General features: G+C 58.4%; 18 protein-coding genes and 1 tRNA gene. 9 read left to right on the forward strand and 10 right to left on the reverse strand.

All coding sequences use genetic code 11. The features are described from left to right. Positions 1 to 4 precede the first annotated feature (4 nt). From ACA043_RS15420 to ACA043_RS15440, 5 genes are all read left to right on the forward strand, one after another. Positions 5 to 652: a response regulator gene (locus ACA043_RS15420; RefSeq protein ID WP_123531356.1), complete on the forward strand. Its 648-nt coding sequence runs from the start codon at positions 5 to 7 to the stop codon at positions 650 to 652. 120 nt (positions 653 to 772) lie between these two features. Continuing rightward, entirely contained in the window at positions 773 to 1,375 is a 603-nt protein-coding gene (locus ACA043_RS15425; RefSeq protein WP_489880562.1) for a fimbrial protein, read from the forward strand. A gap of 71 nt (positions 1,376 to 1,446) precedes the next feature. After that, a complete protein-coding gene (locus tag ACA043_RS15430; RefSeq protein ID WP_489880440.1) occupies positions 1,447 to 2,184 on the forward strand; it encodes a fimbrial biogenesis chaperone in 738 nt (245 codons plus the stop codon). A gap of 88 nt (positions 2,185 to 2,272) precedes the next feature. After that, positions 2,273 to 4,843, forward strand: a complete 2,571-nt coding sequence (locus ACA043_RS15435) for a fimbria/pilus outer membrane usher protein (RefSeq protein WP_489880439.1) — start codon at positions 2,273 to 2,275, stop codon at positions 4,841 to 4,843. A gap of 115 nt (positions 4,844 to 4,958) precedes the next feature. After that, positions 4,959 to 5,903, forward strand: coding sequence for a fimbrial protein (locus ACA043_RS15440; RefSeq protein ID WP_497657332.1), 945 nt, complete (start codon positions 4,959 to 4,961; stop codon positions 5,901 to 5,903). A 168-nt stretch (positions 5,904 to 6,071) separates the two neighbouring features. Here ACA043_RS15440 and ACA043_RS15445 read toward each other — a convergent pair whose 3' ends face one another. The 8 genes from ACA043_RS15445 to fdnG all read right to left on the reverse strand — a co-directional run bounded on the left by ACA043_RS15445 (position 6,072) and on the right by fdnG (position 16,542). Continuing rightward, positions 6,072 to 7,034: a fimbrial protein gene (locus tag ACA043_RS15445; RefSeq protein WP_497657333.1), complete on the reverse strand. Its 963-nt coding sequence runs from the start codon at positions 7,032 to 7,034 to the stop codon at positions 6,072 to 6,074. Positions 7,035 to 7,210: 176 nt separating this feature from the next. After that, positions 7,211 to 7,306 (reverse strand) — tRNA-Sec (locus ACA043_RS15450). A gap of 7 nt (positions 7,307 to 7,313) precedes the next feature. Next, entirely contained in the window at positions 7,314 to 9,230 is a 1,917-nt protein-coding gene (gene selB, locus ACA043_RS15455) for a selenocysteine-specific translation elongation factor (protein WP_497659652.1), read from the reverse strand. After that, positions 9,227 to 10,639 carry an L-seryl-tRNA(Sec) selenium transferase gene (selA, locus tag ACA043_RS15460; protein WP_489880437.1) on the reverse strand — a complete coding sequence of 471 codons (1,413 nt, stop codon included), beginning with the start codon at positions 10,637 to 10,639 and terminating at the stop codon, positions 9,227 to 9,229. Before selA ends, selB begins: the two co-directional genes overlap by 4 nt. Positions 10,640 to 10,948: 309 nt before the next feature. Then, positions 10,949 to 11,875 carry a formate dehydrogenase accessory protein FdhE gene (gene fdhE / locus ACA043_RS15465; protein WP_489880436.1) on the reverse strand — a complete coding sequence of 309 codons (927 nt, stop codon included), beginning with the start codon at positions 11,873 to 11,875 and terminating at the stop codon, positions 10,949 to 10,951. Between the two features lie 3 nt (positions 11,876 to 11,878). Next, entirely contained in the window at positions 11,879 to 12,544 is a 666-nt protein-coding gene (locus ACA043_RS15470; RefSeq protein ID WP_497657334.1) for a formate dehydrogenase subunit gamma, read from the reverse strand. Beyond that, complete coding sequence (gene fdxH, locus ACA043_RS15475) at positions 12,541 to 13,476, reverse strand: formate dehydrogenase subunit beta (RefSeq protein ID WP_497657335.1); 936 nt, start codon at positions 13,474 to 13,476, stop codon at positions 12,541 to 12,543. The genes ACA043_RS15470 and fdxH overlap by 4 nt, the downstream gene beginning before the upstream one ends. Then, on the reverse strand, positions 13,477 to 16,542 hold the full coding sequence (gene fdnG, locus ACA043_RS15480; RefSeq protein WP_497657336.1) for a formate dehydrogenase-N subunit alpha: 3,066 nt from the start codon (positions 16,540 to 16,542) through the stop codon (positions 13,477 to 13,479). Between the two features lie 324 nt (positions 16,543 to 16,866). Here fdnG and ACA043_RS15485 point away from each other — a divergent pair, with 324 nt between their 5' ends. From ACA043_RS15485 to ACA043_RS15500, 4 genes are all read left to right on the forward strand, one after another. Then, positions 16,867 to 18,015, forward strand: a complete 1,149-nt coding sequence (locus tag ACA043_RS15485; RefSeq protein WP_497657337.1) for a MalY/PatB family protein — start codon at positions 16,867 to 16,869, stop codon at positions 18,013 to 18,015. 199 nt (positions 18,016 to 18,214) lie between these two features. Then, positions 18,215 to 19,072 (forward strand): glucose 1-dehydrogenase, encoded by an 858-nt coding sequence (locus ACA043_RS15490; RefSeq protein ID WP_497657338.1) that lies wholly within the window; start codon positions 18,215 to 18,217, stop codon positions 19,070 to 19,072. A gap of 148 nt (positions 19,073 to 19,220) precedes the next feature. Further along, a complete protein-coding gene (locus ACA043_RS15495) occupies positions 19,221 to 20,564 on the forward strand; it encodes a cation:proton antiporter (protein WP_497657339.1) in 1,344 nt (447 codons plus the stop codon). A gap of 153 nt (positions 20,565 to 20,717) precedes the next feature. Continuing rightward, positions 20,718 to 21,014 (forward strand): hypothetical protein, encoded by a 297-nt coding sequence (locus tag ACA043_RS15500; RefSeq protein ID WP_497614043.1) that lies wholly within the window; start codon positions 20,718 to 20,720, stop codon positions 21,012 to 21,014. A 54-nt stretch (positions 21,015 to 21,068) separates the two neighbouring features. Here the strand turns inward: ACA043_RS15500 and ACA043_RS15505 are convergent, their stop codons facing one another. Beyond that, positions 21,069 to 21,605, reverse strand: a complete 537-nt coding sequence (locus ACA043_RS15505; RefSeq protein ID WP_187681350.1) for a hypothetical protein — start codon at positions 21,603 to 21,605, stop codon at positions 21,069 to 21,071. Positions 21,606 to 21,670: 65 nt separating this feature from the next. Then, positions 21,671 to 23,590, reverse strand: a complete 1,920-nt coding sequence (locus ACA043_RS15510) for a hybrid sensor histidine kinase/response regulator (protein WP_497657340.1) — start codon at positions 23,588 to 23,590, stop codon at positions 21,671 to 21,673. Positions 23,591 to 23,595: the final 5 nt, after the last annotated feature.

Consider the following 23,595-nt stretch of genomic DNA (forward strand, 5'->3'; position numbering starts at 1 on the left):
TTTCATGAAAAAGTTGAACGTAGTCATTGCTGACGATCACCCAATCGTCCTGCTCGGAGTGCGCGAACTGGTCGAGCGCGATGGTCGCTTTTGCGTGGTAGGCGAAGCTGTCTGCTCACAAGGATTGATCGACCTGCTCAACCTCCATTCGGTAGACATCGTCATCACCGACTACAACATGCCCGCCGACTCGCCCTATGGCGATGGCCTGAAACTGGTCGAATATCTACAGCGACACTTCCCTGCGGTACAGGTGCTGGTACTGACCATGCTGTCCAATCAACTGATACTCACGCGTCTGCATGAGTTGGGTGTGGCCGGCGTGATTCAAAAGAGTCAATTGCACAATGAGATTCAATTGGCCCTCGAAACCATTGCCCGCAAAGGCCAATACCTCAGCCAGCAACCTGCACCGCAATCTGTTATCAAGTCCAACGCCGATATCCAACAGCGTTTTTCAATGCTGTCGCCAAAGGAGTTCGAGATTCTGCGGCTGTTTGTGTCTGGAAAAAGCGTCAGTGATATCGCCCGCAGTCAAAACCGCAGTACCAAAACAGTCAGCGCGCAGAAAATATCGGCCATGCGCAAACTGGAAGTTTCAAGCGACCAGGATTTGTTGGCTTACTGTCACGCACTGAATGTTTTTAACTAGAAGGCATTACAACAGCTGCGACGATTAAGATTCGTCTGATGTCCTGAAAAGTGCTCGCTGATTATCTTGCTCATGCAATTTCTTTCAGCACATTTCACTTTCATATAAATGGACATCATGATGAAAAAGTTTTCCCTTGCTCTTCTTGCTTGCGCAGTATTGGGTGCTTCGTGCAACGCGCTCGCAGAGGATCCAGTAAAACCAACAACAAAGGGTGGCAGCGGCCAAATCAGCTTTACTGGCGTGATCAACAACGATGCCTGCTCTGTCGACGGCAGCGATGCCAATCGAGTAATCGCCGTCAATATGGGCGATGTGTCGATCAAAGACATGGGTACTGCTGAGAACCCGGCAGCCGGGCGTGTCGCCGGCAACCACTTCAACCTCAACGTCAACTGCAACAAAGGCACCAAAGTCGCGATGGTCTTCGATCCGAGCAGCGGCGGCTCCGGTTTTGTCCCTAGCGACAAAAAATTGCTGGCACTGACCCCTGGCAACGGCACGGCAACCAACGTCGGTATTGCGTTGCTGGACAGTAACGGCGTGCAAATCGACCTGGGCAACAAAGACGACGCTCGTATCGAAGCCGGCATGCATGGCGCTGGCGAGTTCGGTGGCGACAGCACACTGAGCTTTTCTGCCGCCTACGTCACCACAGGCAAGGGAGAAGCTACTGCCGGTCGTGGCGATGCCACCCTGCCCTTCACTCTCGAATACGAATAAGTCCCTGGCGCCTGCCTGAGTTCGTGCGAGGCCTCGGCCTCGCCTTTTATACAGAAACAGCGGTAACCACTATGTTGCGTCAATTCGTTTTCGCCTTCCTGGCACTGCTGGTGAGTGCACAGGCACTGGGCAGTATTTCCTTGAGTGCCACGCGAGTGGTGTTTGATGGGGCTCATAAAGAAGCCAATATCACCGTGCGCAATGGCAACCAGGATGCGCTGATTCAATCCTGGATCGACCGTGAAGACACCAGTGATAAAGCGACCCCGTTCGCCGTAACACCGCCATTGGCCCGTGTATTTGCCAAAGAACAACAACTTCTTCGCATTCTTTACGAAGGCCAAGGCATGCCAACCGATAAAGAATCGGTGGCCTGGCTTAATGTCCAAGAAATTCCGCAAGCGTCCAAAACTGCCAATACCTTGCAATTGGCCGTGCGCCAACGGATCAAGGTTTTTTTCCGTCCCCCTGGCCTGCCCGGCGACCCCATCCTGGCGCCGACCCAATTGCAGTGGCAAGTCACACAAGAAAACGGCAATGCCGTTCTTATTGTAAAAAACCCTGGTGCGTACCACGTATCAATGACCGATCTGGCACTTCGGGATTCGAAAGGAAGTGAACTTGCACTGGACTCGAAGATGGTCGGACCGGGAACGGAAGCCAGATTTTCGTTGAGCCGCTTCTCATCCGGCAGCCCACCTGTGCGCCTGACTTTTTCCAGCATCAATGACTACGGGGCGATGAGTCATTACCAGGCGTCGCTGATCAACGGCCAAGCCGTCAACGCCGAACCGACTGAATCCAAGTAACACGTCCTTGCGCAAGCACCTTTAAACCAGGTGCTCGCTTGCGCTCGGCCAGCGATTGGGTTGTGGGCGCCGATACAGGTTTTATTGCATGCCATTTTCCACTCTAAACAAAACCGGAAGTTGTTCAGGGGAGCCCGCGTGCAATTCATATGCTCTCAAGGCATTTGATTCGACAGCATTCAATACGCTGGCATTGGCCATTTTCATTGGCCTGCCCACTCTCGTACTGGGTGCGGATGAAGATTTGCAACTGGACGATTACAACACCACTTTCCTGCAAGGTGCGCAGTCCAATGTCGACCTCAAACTGCTATTGGCAGCCGACAGCGTGCTGCCTGGCAATTATCGGGTCGATCTTTACAGCAATGAGGTGCTGGTCGGTCGACGCGATATCGATTTCATGCGCAACCAGATCAATGGCCGGGTTGAGCCGTGCCTGACGTTTGATCTGCTCAAACAGTTGGGCATCGATCTGAATAAGCTCCAGGCTCAGGGCACGTTCAACCCGGACGAGCCGCAAGCCTGCTATGACTTGCCCGGCATGATTGATCAGGCCAGCGTGCGTTACGACGCGAGTCACCTGCGCCTGGCCGTCAGCGTGCCGCAAATGTCGATGGAGAAAGGCCTTCGCGGCTATGTCGCGCCCGAGTTATGGGACGAAGGCGTGTCGGCGGCGTTCATCAACTACCAACTCAACACCAATCGTAATACTGGCGATTACGGCGTCAAGATTTCCAACAACCTGGGGCTGCGCAATGGCATCAACCTCGCTGGCTGGCGCCTGCGCAATGAATCCAACTTCAGCACCGGCACCGGCCGCCCGAATACCTTCACCAGCAATCGCACCTACCTGCAGCATGATGTCACGGCGATCAAGGGCCAATTCAGCGCGGGCGATATCTTTTCTGATCCTGATCTGTTTGACAGCGTGCGCTATCGCGGCCTGAAACTGGCGTCAGACGAAGGCATGCGAGCCGACAGCGAACGCGGCTATGCCCCGGTCATTCGGGGTGTCGCGCAGACGAGTGCGAAGGTGGAAATCCGCCAGAACGACTACATCCTCTATACCAGTAACGTGCCGCCGGGGCCGTTCGAGATCAGCGACATTTACCCCAGTGGCTCCAACGGCGATCTGGAAATCACCGTCATCGAAGCCGACGGTAGCCGTCACGTCACCCGCCAGGCGTTCTCCGCGCTACCGATCATGGTGCGTGAAGGTCAATTGAAGTACAGCGTCTCGGCCGGTGAATACAGCAGCCACACCGAGGGTGAGAAAAACCCGCAATTGGTCAGCGGCACACTGGCGTACGGCCTCACCAGCAATTTGACCGGCATCGCCGGTGTTCAGGTCAGTGATGGCTACAAAGCGCTGGGCTTGGGTATGGGCAAAAACACCTCATTGGGCGCGGTTTCACTGGATATGACCCACTCCACCAGCGAGGTTGGCGGCGTAACCACCCAAGGTGACAGCGTGCGTGCCCTCTATGCGAAAACGTTCACGGGCACCAACACCAGCTTCACCCTGGCGGCCTACCGCTATTCAACCGAGGGTTTTCGTACCCTGACCGAACACGTACAGGCCATCAGTGATGACGGCGCGCGCAGCAGCGGCAGCTCGAAAACCCGCACCGACTTGACCATCAACCAGAGCCTTGGCCGGGATCAACAGCTAGGCAACCTCTATCTGACGGCGAACGATCAACGCTATTGGAATCGTGGCGGTTCGCGGAGCGTTTCCGCGGGCTACAGCAATAACTGGGGCGACCTGAATTACAACTTCGGCGTCACGCATACCCTAGATCAGGGCTATTACGGTTCGACCAGCAATGACACCCAAATGAGCCTGTCGATCTCGTTTCCGCTGGGTAGAAAAATTCGCGCGCCTCGCGCTTTCATGACCACTACCCGTCAGAAAAACAACAGCAGCACGCAGGCCGGTATCAACGGTTATGTCTCGGAAACCGGTGATACCTTCTACTCCGTACAGGCCGGGAATAGCTCCAGTGGCGGCAATTCGGGATCGTTCAATCTCAACACCCGCACATCAGTGGGCGACTTGAGCCTGGGCTATAGCGAGGGCCGTGGTTATAAATCACAAAGCCTTAATGCATCAGGATCGGTTGTGGCCCATGCCGGCGGCATAAACCTTGGCCAGACGGTGGGCGAAACCTTCGCCCTGGTTGAAGTGCCGGGGGTCAAGGACGCCAAAATCAGCAGCTACAGCGGTGTGACCACCGGCCGAAATGGCTATGCGGTGATCCCCAGTGCGCAACCCTATCGGGTCAACTGGATCACCCTGGACACCCGCGACCTCGGTGCCGATCTCGAAATCGACAACGCCAGCCAACAACGCGTGCCGCGCCGTGGTGCGGTGGTCAAGGCACGTTATGCCGGCAAGACCGGCCGGCGCGTGCAATTTGAACTGTTCGACGCGCAGAAACAGCCGTTACCGTTTGGCGCAGTACTTGAGGACAGCGAAGGTAAACAACTGTCGCTCAGTGATCCGAGTGGGAAAGCGTTGGCATTGATGGAGAAAGAGCAAGGCGTGATCAATATAAAATGGGGCGAAAAACAATGCCAGGCGCCTTATGTATTACCAGCGCAGGATAAAAACCGAAACTACGAAACTTACCGGCTAGTCTGTCTGCCTGGGAAGTAGCGCGCACCGTCAGCCAACAGCACTAAAAAACAACAATCACCCCCCCAAGTATCACGACCCCCGGTGAAAAGTTCTTTCAGTAAAAAATCAATTGACCTATTCGAAAGGATTTAGCATGACCCACAAAAAAATACTTACTTTATTCATTCCGATGGCTACATTAATCTGTTGGAATACTTCTAATGCCAGCTGTCGATTCAAGGAAGGTACAGGCTCTGCAGTTGTAATGTTCGCAGGAACTGGGCGTTGGCAAGCTATCGAACCCGGTCTTCCAATAAATACCGTATTATTTTCGACATCTGCTTCAGTGAGCCGTTACCCAGTAGTAATATGCAGCGGCAATAGTCCCTCAGGAGTTATTCCCCGGTACAGCAATCCGGCTGCAGGCGAAAGGCTATTTCGATTGGGCACCACCGGACTTTCTTTTAGCATCGAAGGCACTGATGGTAATCTATTGACATCCTACGGCACCACGTCCCTGGGCGAAGGCATGTGGGGTTACACCCACACCCGTTTTACCCTGCGAGTCATTAAAACCGGAAAAATTGACTCAGTCCACCAGTTGCCCTCTGGACAGATCGCTACGCAAAGTGACGGTGGCGTAGATTCATATATATTCAAAACCACTACCAATAGCGGATTTTATGAACGCGCTTGTGAGGTGCAACCCGTAGTGGTCGACATGGGTAGCCATTATATTCATGAAGTTTATGATTCGAGTGGCGACAGCCTATCGAAAAGCTTCTCTGTATCTATTACGGAATGCCCAAAAAGCACCAAAGGAATGACCTTTAGCCTGAAACCTCTCACTCAGGTGATAGATGGGTCCAGCGGAGTTATTTCATTGAATAAAGCTTCTAATGCAAAAAATATCGGCATACAAATCACCGACGATTCGGGTAAGGCCATCACTTTCGACAAGGACTACCCTCTATCCTCAAGAGATAGCCAGGGTACCTTTATCCAAACGCTTTCCGCTAAATATATAAACCTGGGAACCGGGCCCATCAAGGCAGGAACCGCGAACTCTGAAATCATGTTCCTGATAAACTACCTGTAACTTTGGCTGCGATGATTAATGATACCTTGGCATGAAACCAAACGAGACAAAAACGGGCTGCTGCAATGCAACCCTTCCCCTACTCTCGAAAAAGAATCAACCCAGGCTCCTGCAATTGAGAAGCAAGAGTCTAGTGATTTTTCGGTGTCTTGCGTAAGGTTCAAATACTCATTGATAACTCATGATGAACGTCAGAGAAGTGTCAGCGATTCCTGCCTCTATTGATGCATCGGTTTGAATGTACGATGCACTGAAAGGGATATTGAAATCGCCGCCCGCGCGATCATATCCAGCAAAGTTGTATTCTGTTCCAATCACCACTGGCTGATCATCCCCCCTTGATACCTGCAGTCCTATACCCTTCGCGGTAGAAGAAGCATCCAGTGAAACAACACCCTTATTTGCGTCAATAATTTTCGTGTTTGCCTTAATTGAATACTTGACTGTCTTCAGAAAGTTGGGGCATTCGACCAATTGAATATTGAATGCAACAGGATTGGTCTTGCTCCCGACTTTCTTGAATGAACTGGTTTTGTTGTCCCGTGTCATGTCGACACTGACATTAGGTGTCTTGCAGGCTCCTGCAACAATATAGACAGGGTTCGACAAATTGAACGTTGCAAACGTTTGGTCGTCACTGGATACCAATGAGGCGAGCAGTCCCGCCGGGATCACAGCCCCTTCCTTGATCGGCCCGGTTTGTAACACACGCAATTGAGGAGCCGGCGTGGGGATCTTCGTGCGTAACCACATAGACGTATCGCTAAATTGGAGGGGGACCAGTGCGGCAGCGTTGCTATCAAGGAAGAACTGAAGTGCAATCCCGGTGTCTTTCAATCGGAAAAGCGAAGTGCTGAAGTTGGGCTGCGCACCAATGGCAGGATTTAGTCTCAGGCCCAAGGTCTCTTTGAATGGGCATGTAATTATCATTTTGCTGCCCACGACTGGCAACGATTCAGTGTAAATCACCGGCAAACCGGTAGCATCTCTAGGTGTATTAATAAACTGCGAGCCTGGTCCGTGAGCACCATAATCTCGAATCTTTTCCAAGTCGTCGCTTAAAGCAAAGACACAATAACCCCATGCATTCGGAACGATAAACCACGCCAAAAGCGCAATCCATAACTTCATAAAAAATCCTCGATCGTAGCCGCTCGTGACTCTTGAACAGATCACTTGACCGAGCATTTAAACCACTAATCTCAAAGGCGTGAATAAGAGCAATCTTAAATGCCACCCGCGAGCACGTGATGGCCGCCCTGCACATGAATGAGCAGCAGAAATCTCAAGGGGAACGATTCTCGAAATGGCGGAAGGCAGCCGGAGTCGAACCTGCCCGGGAACGGATGCCGTCCCCAACCGGGTTTGAAGCCCGGCCGCGCCACCGGGCGCGATTGCCTTCCTTTGAACTCAGGGTGCGTCGGCACTGGCCAGCGCGTTGTCGGGGCGGATCACGCGGGATTCGCCGATGCGCCGGGTCAGGCCGAGGCGGTCGAAGTATTCGAGGAACTGAATACAGCGTTTGCGTCCCAAGCCTAGCGCATCACGGAAGGTTGTCACCTGGATCTGCGGATTTTCCCGGGCCAGTTGCAGCAACAGCGTCGCCATCTGCCGCAGCCGCGTGTCGCTGAGAAACAGGTCGCGCACCACTTGGTGCATCAAGCCCAGACGCGCCAGTTTACGCAGGAGCAGCCGCACAACGGCATCGTCCTTGCCGACCGAGTTGGCCACATCGCGCACCCACGGCGGATCGAATTCCGCCTGTTCGAACAACGGTTGCAGTTGTTGCCACAGGGTTTCGTCTTCGGCATTCAGGCGCACCTGATGATCCGGCAGATTCAGCCAGGGCCCGCTGGCGTTGATCGCACTCGCGCTGCGCAACTCATCCAGCAGGCTGGCGAAGGTCGAACGCTCCAGAGACAACCCGCTGAAGCGCCGCAGACGATCGCGATCCGGGCCCATCTGGTCGGGTTCAAGCTCATGGAAACGAGCCAGTTGCTCCAGCAGCATGAATTTCAATTGCCCCCAACGTTGTACGTTGAACAGCACCGTGCCTTGGCGAGTGTCGATCAGGCGCACGTTTTCTGGCAGCGACCAGCCTTGGCGCGGTCGATTGAACTGGCGTTCCAGGCGTTGCGGGTCAAGGCCGCCGGCGCTGTGGTTGAGCAGCACCGGCAATGCTTGTTCAAGGCTTGCGCTACGCGCCAAGGTCTCCAGTTGCGCCAGGCGCTCGGGGCTGCGTCGGTGTCGCGCCGGGGCAAACGGGTCGAGCACCTGGCCACCGCCGAGGGTGCGTTGGGCGCTCTGGTCGCGCAGGATCAGCCGGTCGCCCTTCACCGCGTGTACCGGCGCGTTGCTCAGCAGTTGCGCGAACATACGCGAGCCTGGGTTCAGGCGCGCACCTTCCAGCAAGGCGACACGGGCGATCACGTCTTGTGTGCCGAGGTGCAGGTGCACCGGGTGGAAGTGTTCGAAAGGCCGTTCGCCTGGCAACAGTTGAAACTCGATGTCGAGCCGCTGAGTCGGTGCGTGTAGCCATTCGGCCAGCAACCATTGGCCGCGATGGATCTGCTCCAGCGCCAAGCGTTCGCCGCTGATGTTCAGCGCCACCCGTTGCCCGGCGAAGGCCTGGGCGGCGGGTTGATTCTGCGCGTGCAAGCCACGCACCCGGACAGTTTTACCCAGCGGCGCCAAAACCAGTCTGTCCTCGACCGCAACACTGCCCGACAGCGCCGTGCCGGTGACCACAATCCCGGCGCCGGCCACGCTGAAGGCGCGGTCGATGGCCAGGCGAAATCCGCCTTCACGATTGCGCGCCTGCACTGCGCTTTGTGTTTCCAATAAAACCTGACGCAACTCATCGACACCCTGCCCGCTCACGCTCGACACGGGCACTATCGGCGCTTCGGCAAAAGGCCCGGCCTCCAGCAAGTCCAGAACCTGGCGCTGCACTTCCTCCACCCTGCCCGCTTCAACCCGATCACATTTGCTGACCGCAACGACTGCCCGCGCAATTCCCAGCAGTTGGACAATCGCCAGATGCTCGCGGGTCTGCGGCATCACGCCGTCATCGGCGGCGACCACCAGCAACACCAGATCGATGCCTTGCGCGCCGGCGAGCATGTTGTGGGTGAATTTTTCGTGGCCCGGCACGTCGATGAACCCGGTCAAACCCACCCCCGCCTCCAGCTCGGCGTAGAGATAACCAAGGTCGATGGTCATCCCGCGCTCGCGTTCCTGCGGGCGACGGTCGCCGGTTTGCCCGGTCAGGGCTTGCAGTAGCGACGTCTTGCCGTGGTCGATGTGCCCTGCCGTGCCGACGATCACTGAGCGACCTGCAAGTGCGGCAGTTGCGCCAGCCACGCCGGTTCATCGTCGAGTTGGCGCAAGTCCAGCCATAGCGCGTCGGCGTCAATGCGCCCGAGCACCGGAATGGGTAAGGCCCGCAACGCCGCTTCGAGGTTCAGCAAGCAACGCCCGCGCAAGCGTTTGGACACCAGCGGACGCAGGCACAGGGCGGCACTCGGCAACCGCGCCACCGGTTGGCTGCCGCTGCCGATCATGCCCAATGCCTGAACCGCGCTGACCTGCCATGGCTCACCCAAGACCTGCGCTATTGCCGGTTGCAAACGAGCGGCCTGCGCGAAGATGTCGGCTTGCGGACGGGTCAGCAGGCGCAAACTGGGCAAGCGCTCGGCCAGCCTATCCGGATCGCGATATAAACCGAGCACCGCTTCCAGTGCGGCCAGCGTCAGTTTGTCGACCCGTAACGCGCGCTTCAGCGGGTTCTTCTTGATCTTCGCGATCAATTCTTTGTGCCCGACAATCAACCCGGCTTGCGGCCCGCCGAGCAACTTATCGCCGCTGAAGGTGACGATGTCTGCGCCATCGAGCAGCGCCTGACGCACCGTCGGTTCTGCCGGTAAGCCCCAACGCGTGAGGTCCAGCAAGCTGCCGCTGCCCAGGTCCTCCAGCAGCGGCAAGCCATGCCGATGGGCCAACTCAGCCAATTCAGCTGTGGGCACGCTCGCGGTGAAACCCTCGATGCTGTAATTGCTCGCATGCACGCGCATGATCAAACCGCTGCGCGGGCTGATGGCCGCTTCGTAGTCTTTGGCATGGGTGCGGTTGGTGGTGCCGACTTCGTGCAGACGCACGCCAGCGCGGGCCATGATGTCGGGGATGCGAAATGCGCCGCCGATCTCGATCAGCTCACCGCGAGAAATGATGCCTTCCTTGCGCGCACCGAGACTGTTGAGCGTCAGCAGCACCGCAGCGGCATTGTTGTTGACCACGGTGACGGCTTCGGCGCCGGTCAGTTCGCGGATCAGGCCTTCGATCAGATCGTCACGATCGCCGCGCTTGCCGCTGGCCAGATCGAACTCCAGATTGAGCGGATAACGCGCCGCCATTTGCACCGCATCAATGGCTTCGTCCGGCAGCAGCGCCCGCCCCAGATTGGTGTGCAGCACCGTACCGGTCAGGTTGAACACCCGGCGCACGTTGCTGCGTTGTTGCTGGGCCAAGCGCTCACCGACGCGGCCAGCGAGCACTTCAGGACTGATTTCAACGGCCGACAATTGCCCGTTCAACACGTCTGAGCGCAGTTCATCCAGCAACTGCCGCAAACGGCTCAACAACGCCTCACGACCATAGCGATCGAGCAGCGGCAGGCACGCCGGGTGACGCAACAACCCATCAATGGAAGGTAAACGCAGGGCACTGCTCGCAGACATCAGCCACTCCCGAAAACAAAAGACTGTCTGGTGTCCAGGTACAGCACACCGTCAAACCTGTGGGAGCGAGCTTGCTCGCGAAGGCGGTGAATCAGCCTCTGATGAGATAACTGACACGGCCCTTTCGGGAGCAAGCCCCCTCCCACAAAAAAATTGCCAAACATAACCGGACCTGTGGGAGCGGGCTTGCTCGCGAAGGCGATGAATCAGCCTCTGATGATGTCAATGACACGGCCCCTTCGGGAGCAAGCCCCCTCCCACAAAAAAATGCCCGATATAACCGGACCTGTAGGAGTGTAGACGCTGTGCTCATTCGTCTCCCGGCGCCAGCAACAGATTCGGCGCCAGACGCTGAAAGCCGTCCTGGGCCAGGCGCATGTCGAGCAACAGGCTGGTGAGGTCCGCCGACAACGCTTCGCCGTCGGCATCGTTCTCCAGATAAAGCAGTTTCAGATAGGTGTTACAGCTCGGGCAGACTTCCGCGCGCAGCGGCGCCTGATTGGCGGCGTGGCGATCATCTTCGAGGCTCAGGTAATCGAGGCCTTTACTCGACTCGCAATACACGCATTTGACCCGCACCACATGCCATTCGCAGGCGCACAGCGAACACACCAGATAACGCAGACCGTTGTGTTTGCCGCGATGGCGGATCACCCCGGCCATGGCCGGCGATCCACAGGCCGGGCATTGGCTGAGGCTGTTGCCGGGAGCCAGTTGCAGATTGGGCACGCTGAGCAGCCAATGGCTCCATGCCGCTTGCAACGCCGCGCCCAAAAATGGCACCAGGGCTGCCGGCACCATTGAATATTGGCCGCTGACCAGCGCCACGGCCCAGGCGCGCAATTGGCCGGAACTCGCGCTACGCAGCGTGGTGATCGCATCGATCACGGCGGGTTGATCCAGCGGTATATAGCGTTGCAGCAAGGCGTCCAGCCAGATTTGCCAGTCATCTTCGCGAACCAGGGTATCGGCCGCGAACGGCGGCATGCCGTGCTGCTGACACAGCTCAAGGCGTTGCTGATCGACGGCTTCTGTCGAGGGTGGATCGTCCAGCACGTGTTGCTGCGCCCGGCATAAACCGGCGATCAAGCGTAAATAGTCAGCCAGCGGATGCCCTTCGGCCAATTGCTCCAGACGTTGAGCGCGCAGGGTGAACAGGTTGTGCGGCGGCAGGTGCAGAAACGGCGGCGAACTGGCCGCCGCTTCGATTTCCCCGGGTTCAAGAATGGTTGCCAAAGGTCAGCCCTTTTTGGTGATCGGTCGTTCCGGCGCATCCGGATGGCGTTCGTCGCGGGTAATGTCGCGGTACCAGAGTTCGTGGTGTTTCTTCGCCCAGGCACGGCTGACCCAACCATGCAGCATCGCGTCGATGGACCCCTTGATCCACAGCCCGGCGTAGATGTGAATGATGATGCTGAGGATCAGCACAAACCCGGCCAGCGCATGCAGCAGCATCGCCCAGCGGATCACGGTGATGCCGAAATACGCGCTGAAATACGCGCGCCAGATCACCAGCCCGGTGAACAGCAAACCGAGCATGCACAGCAGTAAAGTCCAGAACAGCAGCTTCTGCCCGGCGTTGTACTTGCCCACCGGCGGCACCGTCTCTTCGTCGTTGACCAGCACCCGATCGATGCGGCGCAGCCACTTCCAGTCATTGCCGATGAAGAAGTTCGCGCGCCAGAACCTGAACACCAGACCGAGGAACAACACGAACATCACCACGCCCATGAACGGGTGCAGAATCCGCGTCCACGGCCCGCCGCCAAACAGGTGAGTCAGCCAGAACATCGACGGATGAAATAACGCCAGCCCCGATAGCCCGGCCATGAAGAACAGAATCGCCACCAGCCAGTGATTGGTGCGCTGGTTGGCGGTGTAACGCAGGATCGTCTTGTTGCTCATGGCCGGTCCTCCCCGCGTGGATCGAAGGTGTGCACCGCTGGATCGACGACATGCACCGAGGTGTCGGGGGGCGTCGGCAGGTCATCCTCTTCGACCCGGTTCGGCCCGATACGCACGTAGTGGAAGAATCCGGCCAACACCGCGGCGCCCATGGCCAGCAGACCCAGCGGTTTGCTGATGCCTTTCCACAGGCCCACCAATGGACTGATCGCCGGATCCTGCGGCAGATTGGCGTAGATTTTCGGTGTGTCGGCGTGGTGCAGCACATACATCACATGAGTGCCGCCAACACCTGCGGGGTCGTACAAACCGGCGTTTTCAAAACCACGGCTTTTCAGATCGACGATGCGTTCGGCAGCGTGTTCCTTCATGTCTTCCTTGGTGCCGAAAACGATGGCGCCGGTCGGACAGGTTTTCACACAGGCCGGCTCCAGCCCGACCGCGACCCGATCCGAACACAAGGTGCATTTGTAGGCCTTGTGATCCTTCTGCGAAATACGCGGAATGTTGAACGGGCAACCGGTGATGCAATAACCGCAGCCGATGCAGTGATCCTGATCGAAATCGACGATGCCGTTGGCGTGCTTGATAATCGCGCCTGGGCTCGGGCATGCCGCCAGACAACCGGGCTCGGCGCAGTGCATGCAGCCGTCCTTGCGGATCAGCCACTCAAGGTTGCCGGCGTCGGTTTCGTGCTCGGTTAAGCGCATCAGCGTCCAGGTTTCTGCGCTCAAATCCTGCGGATTGTCGTAGGTGCCGTGGTTGTGGCCAACCTCGTCGCGCAGCTCGTTCCATTCCGAGCAGGCAACCTGGCAGGCCTTGCAGCCGATGCATTTGGTGGTGTCGATCAGCTTGGCCACCGCCTCCTGATTCCTCACCGACGGCGGCACTGTGGTGGTGGCCGAGCGGGCAATAATGTCTTGGCTGGCCATTTAGACTTTCTCCACGTTGACCAGGAATGACTTGGATTCCGGGGTCTGGGTGTTGCCATCGCCGAGGAACGGCACCAGGGTGTTGGTCAGGTAACCGTGGCGCGTCAGGCCGGTGAACCCCCAGTGCAGCGGGATGCCGATCTGATGCACGACCTGGCCGTTGACCTGCAACGGTCGGATCCTTTTCGTCACCACTGCCACCGCCTCAATGAACCCGCGTTTACAGCTGACCCGCACCTTGTCGCCGGCGGCAATGCCCTTCTCTTTCGCCAGCACTTCGCCGATCTCGACAAACTGCTCAGGCTGAGCAATCGCGTTCAACTTGCAGTGCTTGCTCCAGAAGTGGAAATGCTCGGTCAGCCGGTAACTGGTACCGGCGTACGGGAAGTCCTTGGCTTCGCCGAGGCTTTCCCAGACCGAATCGAAGATCCGCGCCGCCGGGTTGCTGGTGGCTTTCTTGTTCTGCGGGTGCAGCGGGTTGATGCCGATCGGCGTTTCGAACGGCTCGTAGTGCTCTGGGAATGGCCCCTCGTTCATCTTGTCGACGGCGAAGAACCGCGCCACGCCTTCGGGGTTCATGATGAACGGGTTCATCCCGGCTTCAGGCGGCACGTCGGCCTTGTAGTCCGGCACGTCCGTGCCGCCCCAGGCCTTGCCGTTCCACCACACGAGACGCTTTTTCGGATCCCACGGTTTGCCCGCGACGTCCGCCGAAGCGCGGTTGTAGAGAATCCGCCGGTTGGCCGGCCACGCCCACGCCCAGCCAAGATGCTGGTGCATGCCATACGGATCGGAGTTGTCCCGCCGCGCCATCTGGTTGCCGGCCTCGGTCCAGCTACCGGCGAAGATCCAGCAACCGGACGCGGTGCTGCCGTCATCCTTGAGCTGACCAAACCCGGCCAGTTGCGTGCCGCCCTTGATTGTCGCGCCGGTGGCATCGGTGATGTCAGTGGTGGCGCTGCCGTTGAGTTCCTTGGCCAGTTCTTCCGGCGAAGGTTCGTCGGGGATCTTGTACGGCCACGACAGTTTCAACAGCGGATCGGGGAACTTGCCGCCCTCGGCCTGATAACGCTTGCGCAGACGCAGAAACAGTTCACTCATGATGCGAATGTCAGTCTGCGCTTCGCCCGGGCCATCGGCGCCTTTCCAGTGCCATTGCAACCAGCGACTGCTGTTGACCAGCGAGCCGTCCTCCTCGGCAAAACAGGTGGTCGGCAGGCGAATGACTTCGGTCTGGATCTCCTCGCTTTTAACGTCGTTGTAAGGCCCGACGTTTTGCCAGAACTCCGAAGTTTCGGTGGCCAGCGGGTCCATCACCACCAGCCACTTGAGTTTGGCCAGCGCGCCCATCACCCGGTTCTTGTCCGGCAACGCGGCAATCGGGTTAAACCCCTGACACACGTAACCGTTGACCTTGCCCTGGCTCATCAGGTCGAACATTTTCAGGATGTCGTAGTTGGGGATGTCCAGTTTCGGCAGGTAGTCGTAATTCCAGTTGTTCTCGACGGTGGCGTTGGCGCCGTACCAGGATTTCATCAGGCTGACGTGGAACTTGCTGTAGTTCTGCCAGTAAGACAATTGCCCCGGACGCAGCGGTACTTGCGTGCGTTTATTGATGAAGGCGTTGTAGTCCTGCTCGGTGTCGGTGCCCAACGTCAGATAACCCGGCAGCGCATTGGACAGCAGGCCAAGGTCGGTCAGCCCCTGGATATTGGAGTGACCGCGCAAGGCATTGACGCCCCCGCCCGGCATGCCGACGTTGCCCAACAGCAGTTGCACCATCGCCGCACTGCGGATGATCTGCGCGCCGATGGAATGCTGCGTCCAACCGAGGGCGTAGAGAATCGTCATGGTCTTGCCCGGTGTCGAGCAGGTGGCGATTTCGTCCCAGATTTTCTGCATGGCGTCGACCGGCATGCCGCAGATCTGGCTCGCCAGTTCGATGTTGTAGCGGCTGTAATGCTGCTTCATCAATTGATAGACGCAGCGCGGGTCCTGCAAAGTCGGATCGACTCTGACAAAGCCGTCCTCGCCCAACTCGTAGCCCCAGCCGGACTTGTCGGTGTAGCTGCGTTTGGCTGCGTCGTAGCCACTGAAAATCCCGTCTTCGAAGCCGTAGCCGGCTTTGACGATGAACGAGACATCGGTGTAGTTGCGCACGTATTCGTGCTGGATCTTGTCCTCGGTCAGCAGGTAATTGATCAAGCCGCCCATGAAGGCGATGTCGGTGCCGGTACGGATCGGCGCGTAATAGTCGGCCACCGAAGCAGTCCGGGTAAAACGCGGATCGACCACAATCAGCCGCGCGGCGTTGTGCGCTTTGGCCTCGGTCACCCATTTGAAGCCGCACGGATGCGCTTCTGCTGCGTTGCCACCCATTACCAGGATCAGATTCGCGTTGGCGATATCGGTCCAGGTGTTGGTCATGGCACCACGGCCGTACGTCGGGGCAAGACTTGCCACCGTCGGGCCGTGTCAGACACGCGCCTGGTTATCGAACCCCAGCATGCCGAGACTGCGAATCACCTTCTGAGTGATGTAGCCCGCTTCGTTGGACGCCGCCGAGGCCGCGAGGAATCCGCTGGAAACCCAGCGATTCACCGTTTGCCCGTTGGCATTTTTCTCGATGAAGTTGGCGTCGCGGTCAGCCTTCATCAGGTCGGCGACGCGATCCAGCGCTTCATCCCAACTGATCCGCGTCCATTCGCTGCTGCCGGGTTTGCGCGTTTGCGGATACAGCAAGCGGCCCGGGCTGTGAATGAAGTCCAGCAGGCCCGCGCCTTTTGGACACAGGGTGCCGCGATTGACCGGATGGTCGGCGTCGCCCTCGATGTGGATGATATTTTGCGCGACGTTCTTCGAGGTATCGCCCTGGCTGTACATGATCAAGCCGCAACCGACCGAGCAATACGGGCAGGTGTTGCGGGTTTCATGGGTGTGGGCAAGCTTGAAGTGACGCACCTGCTCGGCGAAGGCCTGCGTCGGGGCCATGCCCAACGCGCCCAGGCTAGAGCCTGCAAGGCCGATACCGGCGACCTTGAAGAATTGACGACGGCTGAGATCCATCGTGCACTCCTGATCAGGTGGAACCCGGTACTTGAGCCGGGCTTTTTCTGGACAATCACGGTTGCGGCAGAAAGCCTGCCGACTTTTTCACTGTAGACAAAGACCATACGATCTGTGTGAAAACCGACCGTCGGCGACAATCGGTCAAGCGCTGAGAAACCGTGGGAGCGAGCCTGCTCGCGAAGAGGTCCTGTCAGATAAAACAAATATTGACTGACACACCGCCTTCGCGAGCAGGCTCGCTCCCACAGGTTTTGTGTGCTCCCACCGGGCCATCGGCTTAGAATGGCCGGCAGGACCAATCCCGCCTTCACGAGACCGCGCATGACTTTCGATTTTGATCAGGTATTCGACCGCCACGACACCGGCAGCACCAAGTGGAGCCGCTATCCGGCCGACGTGCTGCCCATGTGGGTCGCTGACATGGATTTCGCCGCGCCACCGGTGGTGATCGAAGCTTTGCAACAACGTTTGCTGCATCCACTGGTGGGTTACAGCGTCGCCCAGGACAACCTGCGCGAGGCCATCGTCGCCGACCTTTGGAACAAATTCGCCTGGAAGGTCAAACCGCAAGAGCTGATCTTCCTGCCGGGCGTCGAGTCGGGCTTCAACATGGCTTTGAAAGCACTGGTGCAGCCACAGCAGAACGTCGTGGTGCAGGTGCCGAATTACCCGCCGCTGCGCCACGCGCCGGGCCATTGGGGCATGAACAAGGTTGAACTGGAATTCGTCGCCCAGGCCGACGGCACTTACGCCACGCCGCTGGACGTGCTGCGTGAATCGCTGACCGGCGGCGGCGCGTTGCTGCTGAGCAACCCGCACAACCCGATCGGCAAAGTGTTCGGCCGCGAAGAGCTGCAAGCCGTGGCCGACATCTGTGTGGCGCAGGACGCCTGGATCATCTCCGACGAAATCCACGCCGAGCTGTGCTTCGACGGTCGCGTACATATTCCGACCGCGTCCCTGAGCCCGGAAATCGCCCAGCGCACCATCACCCTGATGTCGGCGAGTAAGGCGTACAACATCGCCGGTCTGAAAACCTCGTTCATGATCATCCAGGACGCCGCCCTGCGCGAACGCGTCAATCACGCCCGTTGCGGCATGGTCGACAGCGTCAACCCGCTGGGCATGGAAGCCACCCGCGTCGCTTATAGCGAAGCCGGGCCTTGGCTGGCCGAGCTGAAAACCTATCTGCAGGCCAACCGCGATTATCTGGTGGACGCGGTGCGCAGCCGTTTGCCGGGCGTGACCATCAATGTACCGCAAGGCACCTATCTGGCCTGGCTCGATTGCTCGGCCCTGGATCTGCCCAACCCGCAGCAGTTCTTCCTTGAACAGAGCAAGGTAGGCCTCAGTGCCGGTCTGGACTTTGGCGATCAAAACCAGCAGTTCGTGCGCCTGAATTTCGGCTGCCCGCGTGCGCTGCTCGAAGAAGGCATTGCGCGGATGGAGCGGGCTCTGGCCAACCGCTAACCCGCCCCCCCATGTAGGAGCTGCCGAAGGCTGCGATCTTTTGATCTTGTCTGTTAAAAACAAAATCAAAAGATCGCAGCCTTCGGCAGCTCCTACGTTGAGTCAGCGTTCACAAAAAAACCATCGCAAATCCGATCGAACTCACGGCAAACACCCCGGGTCAACCGCCCATACCTGCCATGTGACTCGGAGACTGACGATGACCGATTACCCAAAACCACCCTTCCCCGCGCAGACGCAAGCTGTTCCCGGTTCGCAACGCAAGATGGAGCCCTATCCAGACTGTGGCGAGCAGAGCTACGTCGGTTCCGGGAGGCTGGCCGGCAAGATCGCCTTGATCACCGGCGGTGACAGCGGCATCGGCCGTGCCGTGGCGATCGCTTTTGCCCGTGAAGGCGCTGACGTTGCGGTCGCTTATCTCAACGAACACGAAGACGCCAAAGAAACCGCACGCTGGGTCGAACAGGCCGGGCGCCAATGCCTGTTGCTGCCAGGCGATATCGCGCAGAAGGCCCAGTGCCAGGCGCTGGTCGATCAAACCGTTGAACGCTTTGGTCGCATCGATGTGCTGGTCAACAACGCCGCGTTCCAGATGACCCACGAAAACTTCGAAGACATCCCCGATGACGAATGGGTGATGACCTTCGATGTCAACATCACCGCCATTTTCCGGCTGTGTCAGGCAGCGATCAAACACATGCGCCCCGGCGCGTCGATCATCAACACCAGTTCGGTCAACTCGGACATGCCCAAACCGAGCCTGCTCGCCTACGCGACCACCAAGGGCGCGATTGCCAACTTCACCGGCGGCCTGGCGCAAATGCTCGGGCCGAAAGCGATCCGCGTGAACTGTGTCGCGCCAGGGCCGATCTGGACGCCGCTGATCGTCTCGACCATGCCCGATGAAGAGGTACAGAACTTCGGCGGCAACACCCCGCTCGGTCGGCCCGGTCAACCGGTGGAAGTGGCACCGATCTATGTGCTGCTGGCCTCGGACGAAGCCAGTTACATCACCGGCCAGCGCTATGGCGTGACCGGCGGTAAGCCGATGCTGTGACGGCACGCGAGAAAAACTGAACCCGCCGGCATGACGCCTCTCAATACTTTAAGAGTCACGATCAGGAGGCTGTCATGTCCGCGCCTATCACCAAACGTCTCAACCTCCTCGCCCTCGCTTGGACCAGTATCCGTCGCGACAACGCATCGTGACATTCATTGTATGGGTCGCCGTGCTCGGCGCAGTGCTGCTGACTCTGGCCCTCACCTCGTCGTACCTGCGCTGGATGCCGGTCACTACCTCGGCCGTGTGCCTTCTGCTGGGGATCGGCATTGGCCCCAGTGGCCTTGATCTGCTGAAACTGTCGGTCGATAACGCCTCGCAGTGGATGGAGCACCTGACAGAAGTCGCGGTGCTCTTCTCGCTGTTTGTCTGCGGGCTGAAACTACGTTTGCCCCTTCGCGACAAGCGCTGGCGAATCGCATTCGGCCTGGCCGGGCCGGTGATGGTGCTGACCATCGCCGGCGTATGCGCGTTGTTGCACTGGGGATTGCAATTGCCGTGGGGGCCGTCGTTGTTGATTGGCGCAATTCTGGCGCCGACCGATCCGGTACTCGCGGCTCTGGTGCAGGTCAATGATGCGCGGGATGTCGACAGTGTGCGCTTCGGCCTGTCCGGCGAGGCAGGACTCAATGACGGCATTGCCTTCCCCTTTGTGCTGCTCGGAATGTTGCTGCTGGACGGCTCCGGGCATCCCGACGAGTGGCCGCAATGGATCTTGCGCAGTCTCTTGTGGGCGGTGCCGGCCGGGCTGCTGACCGGGTACTGGATGGGTCGCGGCATCGGACGCCTGACGCTGTCCATGCGCCTGCGCAATGACGACAGCACCCTGAGCTCCAATGATTATCTGGCCTTGGCGCTGATCGCTCTGGCCTACGTGGTGGCTGAATCCATCGGTGGCTACGGGTTCCTGTCGGTATTCGCCGCAGGGCTTGGCTTGCGTCAGGTGGAAGTGAAGTCGACCGGCGCCAGCCAGCCGCCCGCCGAACATCTGGTGCAGCCGGTGGTCGGCCACCAGAACGTCGAGCCGCAACACGCGGTACATGGCGACACTGAGCAACTACAGAACAGCCAGGTCGCCGCCGGCATCATGATGGGCGACATGTTGTCGTTCGGCAGCCTGGTCGAACGGGCTATGGAGGTGTTTCTGGTAACGCTGCTCGGCGTGGTGCTGGTGACACATTGGGACTGGCGGGCCTTGCTGGTCGGCGGCGTGTTGTTCTGCGTGATTCGCCCGGTTTGCGTAGCGCTGATGCCATGGGGTTCGTTGCTGGAGGGACGACAGCGGTTGTTGATCGGCTGGTTCGGTATCCGCGGAATTGGCAGTCTTTTCTATTTGTTTTATGCCTTGAATCATGGCCTGAGTGACTCGGTTGCGGCGCTGTGTACCGACATCACGCTCTCTGTCGTGGCGCTTAGCATTCTGCTGCACGGCATCAGCACCCAACCGATCCTTGCTCGATATGAACAACGCAAGCATCAAAAGCCCTAGCAAATCTTCTGCAAAAAAATGGATCTCTGCGTAAGGGTCGATGGTCACAACCATAACCCCCCGCTGGCCCCGTCCAACGGGGTCCGGCAGGTTCGGTTCCCCTGCGGCGACAAGCCTATGAAAAGGAATCCTTGAAAACTTAAGGTCACGGTCATGAAAGAATGCTCGACTCCTGCGCAAATCAAGGCTTGCAGAGCGTTGGCTCTGGAGCGCAATCGTCAATTGTTCGAAGAAGCGCAGGCGCTGAATCGGGCGGCTCATGAGTTACTCGAAACCGGGCAACTGGATGTCGAACAGTTTGAGCAGTACCGGGCGTTACGCCGAAAAGCCGATGTGAAGTTTGCCGATGCAATTGAGCATCTGTGCGTGTTGAACGAGGATTTCCCACCGATTCCGATGTCGGTGCAGAACTCGCAGGGGCTGCGGCGGCAGCTTGAGACCACCGAGTGACCGAAGCGAAGAAAAAGCCCGGCTGTTGAAAACCGGGCTTTTTCTGTCCGGCACTCATCCCCCCGGATTGGTCACCTGAATAAACACCGCATAACTCCCCAACACCACCCAGAACGTCGCAAAGATCCACGGCGTACGCACCGAGAACAGCAGCGACTTGCGATAACCCTTGTGGCTCGATTCCGTCTCGCTGAACAGCGGCGACTCGTCATAGGCCAGCCCCATTAACGGCTCGCTGAGCAGCAAATGACTCTGTTTGAAGTGCCAGTGATCGATGATGTCATACGCTGCGCGAATCCCCGGCCAGGCGTTGAGCGAGCTGAGCAGACCGAGCAGCGCCAGGAACGGTGGCACCACCAGCGTAAACAACTTGCCCCACTCCGGGTTGAGGTTGGACATGCACGATGCAAAGGCAATCACCAGAAACGACTGCGCCGCCAGATAGGCATCGGTGCGATTGGCGAGGATGCTGGTTTCGTACTGAATCTCACGGCGATAGAAATCCAGTCGTTCCTTGGGTGAGCCGAACATCTTGGCGTCATGTTCGGTCAGGGTTTCTTCAGCGGTGGGCTGAGTCAATATGCGAGGCACGGGACGCACGCTCCGAAGCAGGAAAACGTTTAGAAGCGCTCTGCCACGGACAAGTTCAGCCGGATTCATTTCATCGACTGAGCAATGATCTCCACCAGATTCAATTGCGTGAACGGCTTGGACAGACGCGGTAATTGCGCCGAAAAACCCTCCAGACGTTCGGCGTAACCCGTGGCGAGGATGATCGGCAGATCCGGTTTGAGCAGACGCACCGCATGCGCCAGTTGCGCCCCGCTCATGTGCGGCATGGCCATGTCTGTGATCATCAGGTCAATGACCTCGCCTTGATCGAACAACGCCAGGGCCTGGGTACCGGACGTGGCGCTGACCACGCGATGGCCGAGGTCTTCGAGCAGCAGAGTGGTGCTGGTCAACACCAGTGAATCGTCGTCCACCACCAATACGCTCAGGCGTGGCACCGCGATAAGTTCGGTCGACGGATACACCGGCTTGGCCGTTTCGCCCTCAACGGCTACGGGTATCCACAGTTCAGCCGTGGTGCCCTGCGTTTTCTCGCTCTTGAGGATAAAGCGGCCACCGAGTTGCTCGATAAAACCATAGACCATCGACAACCCCAATCCGGTGCCCTTGCCCACGCCCTTGGTGGTGAAAAACGGGTCTTTGGCCATGGCCAGCGTGTGCTCGTCCATGCCCTCACCGGTGTCGGTCAGGCTCAGGCAGACATATCGACCCGCCGCCAACTCCGAATGACCGAGTTCAAACACGACTTCCGTCTGCGCCTTGATGATGACACTGCCACCCTCAGGCATGGCATCGCGGGCGTTGGTCGCCAGGTTGAGCAAGGCGAGTTCCAATTGATTGGTGTCCGCCAGTACCGGTTCAAGGTTTGCGGGAAACTGGGTCTCGATGCGAATACCCGGCCCCAGGGAGCTGCGCAACAGCCCGGTGATGCCTTGCACCAACAGTGGAATGTCGACCGATTCGGTCTTGAGTTCCTGACGGCGGGCGAACGCCAGCATGCGCTGGGTCAGCGACACACCGCGCAAAGCGCCTTGCGTGGCGTTTTCCAGCAAGCGTCTGATCTTCGCGTCGTCGCCGACGCGCTTCTGAACGATCTCAAGGTTGCCGAGAATGACCGTCAGCAGATTATTGAAGTCGTGGGCAATACCGCCGCTGAGCTGACCGATGGCTTGCATCTTCTGCGCCTGGGCCAGCGCCTCGCGAGTCTTTTCCAGGGCGACTTGCGCCTCATGGGCCTCGGTGACGTCACGGGTAATCTTGGCAAACCCGAGCAACGTACCGGTTTCTCCGCGAATCGCATCGACCACCACATGCGCCAGAAACCGCGTGCCGTCCTTGCGCACGCGCCAGCTCTTGTTCTCGAAGCGACCTTCTCGTGTAGCGATCTCCAGCGCCCGCAGCGGCTCGCCGCGCTCACGATCTTCGGGGGTATAGAAAATCGAAAAATGCTGACCGATGATTTCCTCCGGCAGGTAACCCTTGATCCGCTGCGCGCCCTGATTCCAGTTACTGACTCGCCCTTCAGGGCTGAGCATGTAGATCGCATAGTCGGTGACGCCCTGCACCAGCAGGCGGAACTGTTGCTCGCTCTGCTTGAGGGTTTCTTCCGCCATCTTGCGGTCGGTCAGGTCGCGAGTGATCTTGGCGAAACCCAGGAGTTTGCCGCTCGGGTCAATGATCGGATCAATGACCACGTGTGACCAGAAGTTCGTGCCGTCCTTGCGCACCCGCCAGCCCTCGCCTTCGAAGCGTCCTTCGCGGATCGCCGTGTCGAGCGCCCGTTGCGGCAGGCCGGCCGCGCGATCATCAGCGGTATAGAACCGCGAAAAATGCTCGCCGAGGATTTCCGCCTCCTCGTAACCCTTGAAGCGCTTGGCGCCGGAGTTCCAACTGGTGATGATGCCGTCCGGGTCGATCATGTAGATCGCGTAGTCGACCACCGCGTCGATCAACAGCCGAAAGCGCATCTCTTCGATCGCCACGGACTTGTTCTTTTCGCTCATTACAT

Source organism: Pseudomonas sp. LBUM1648 (assembly GCF_059716145.1).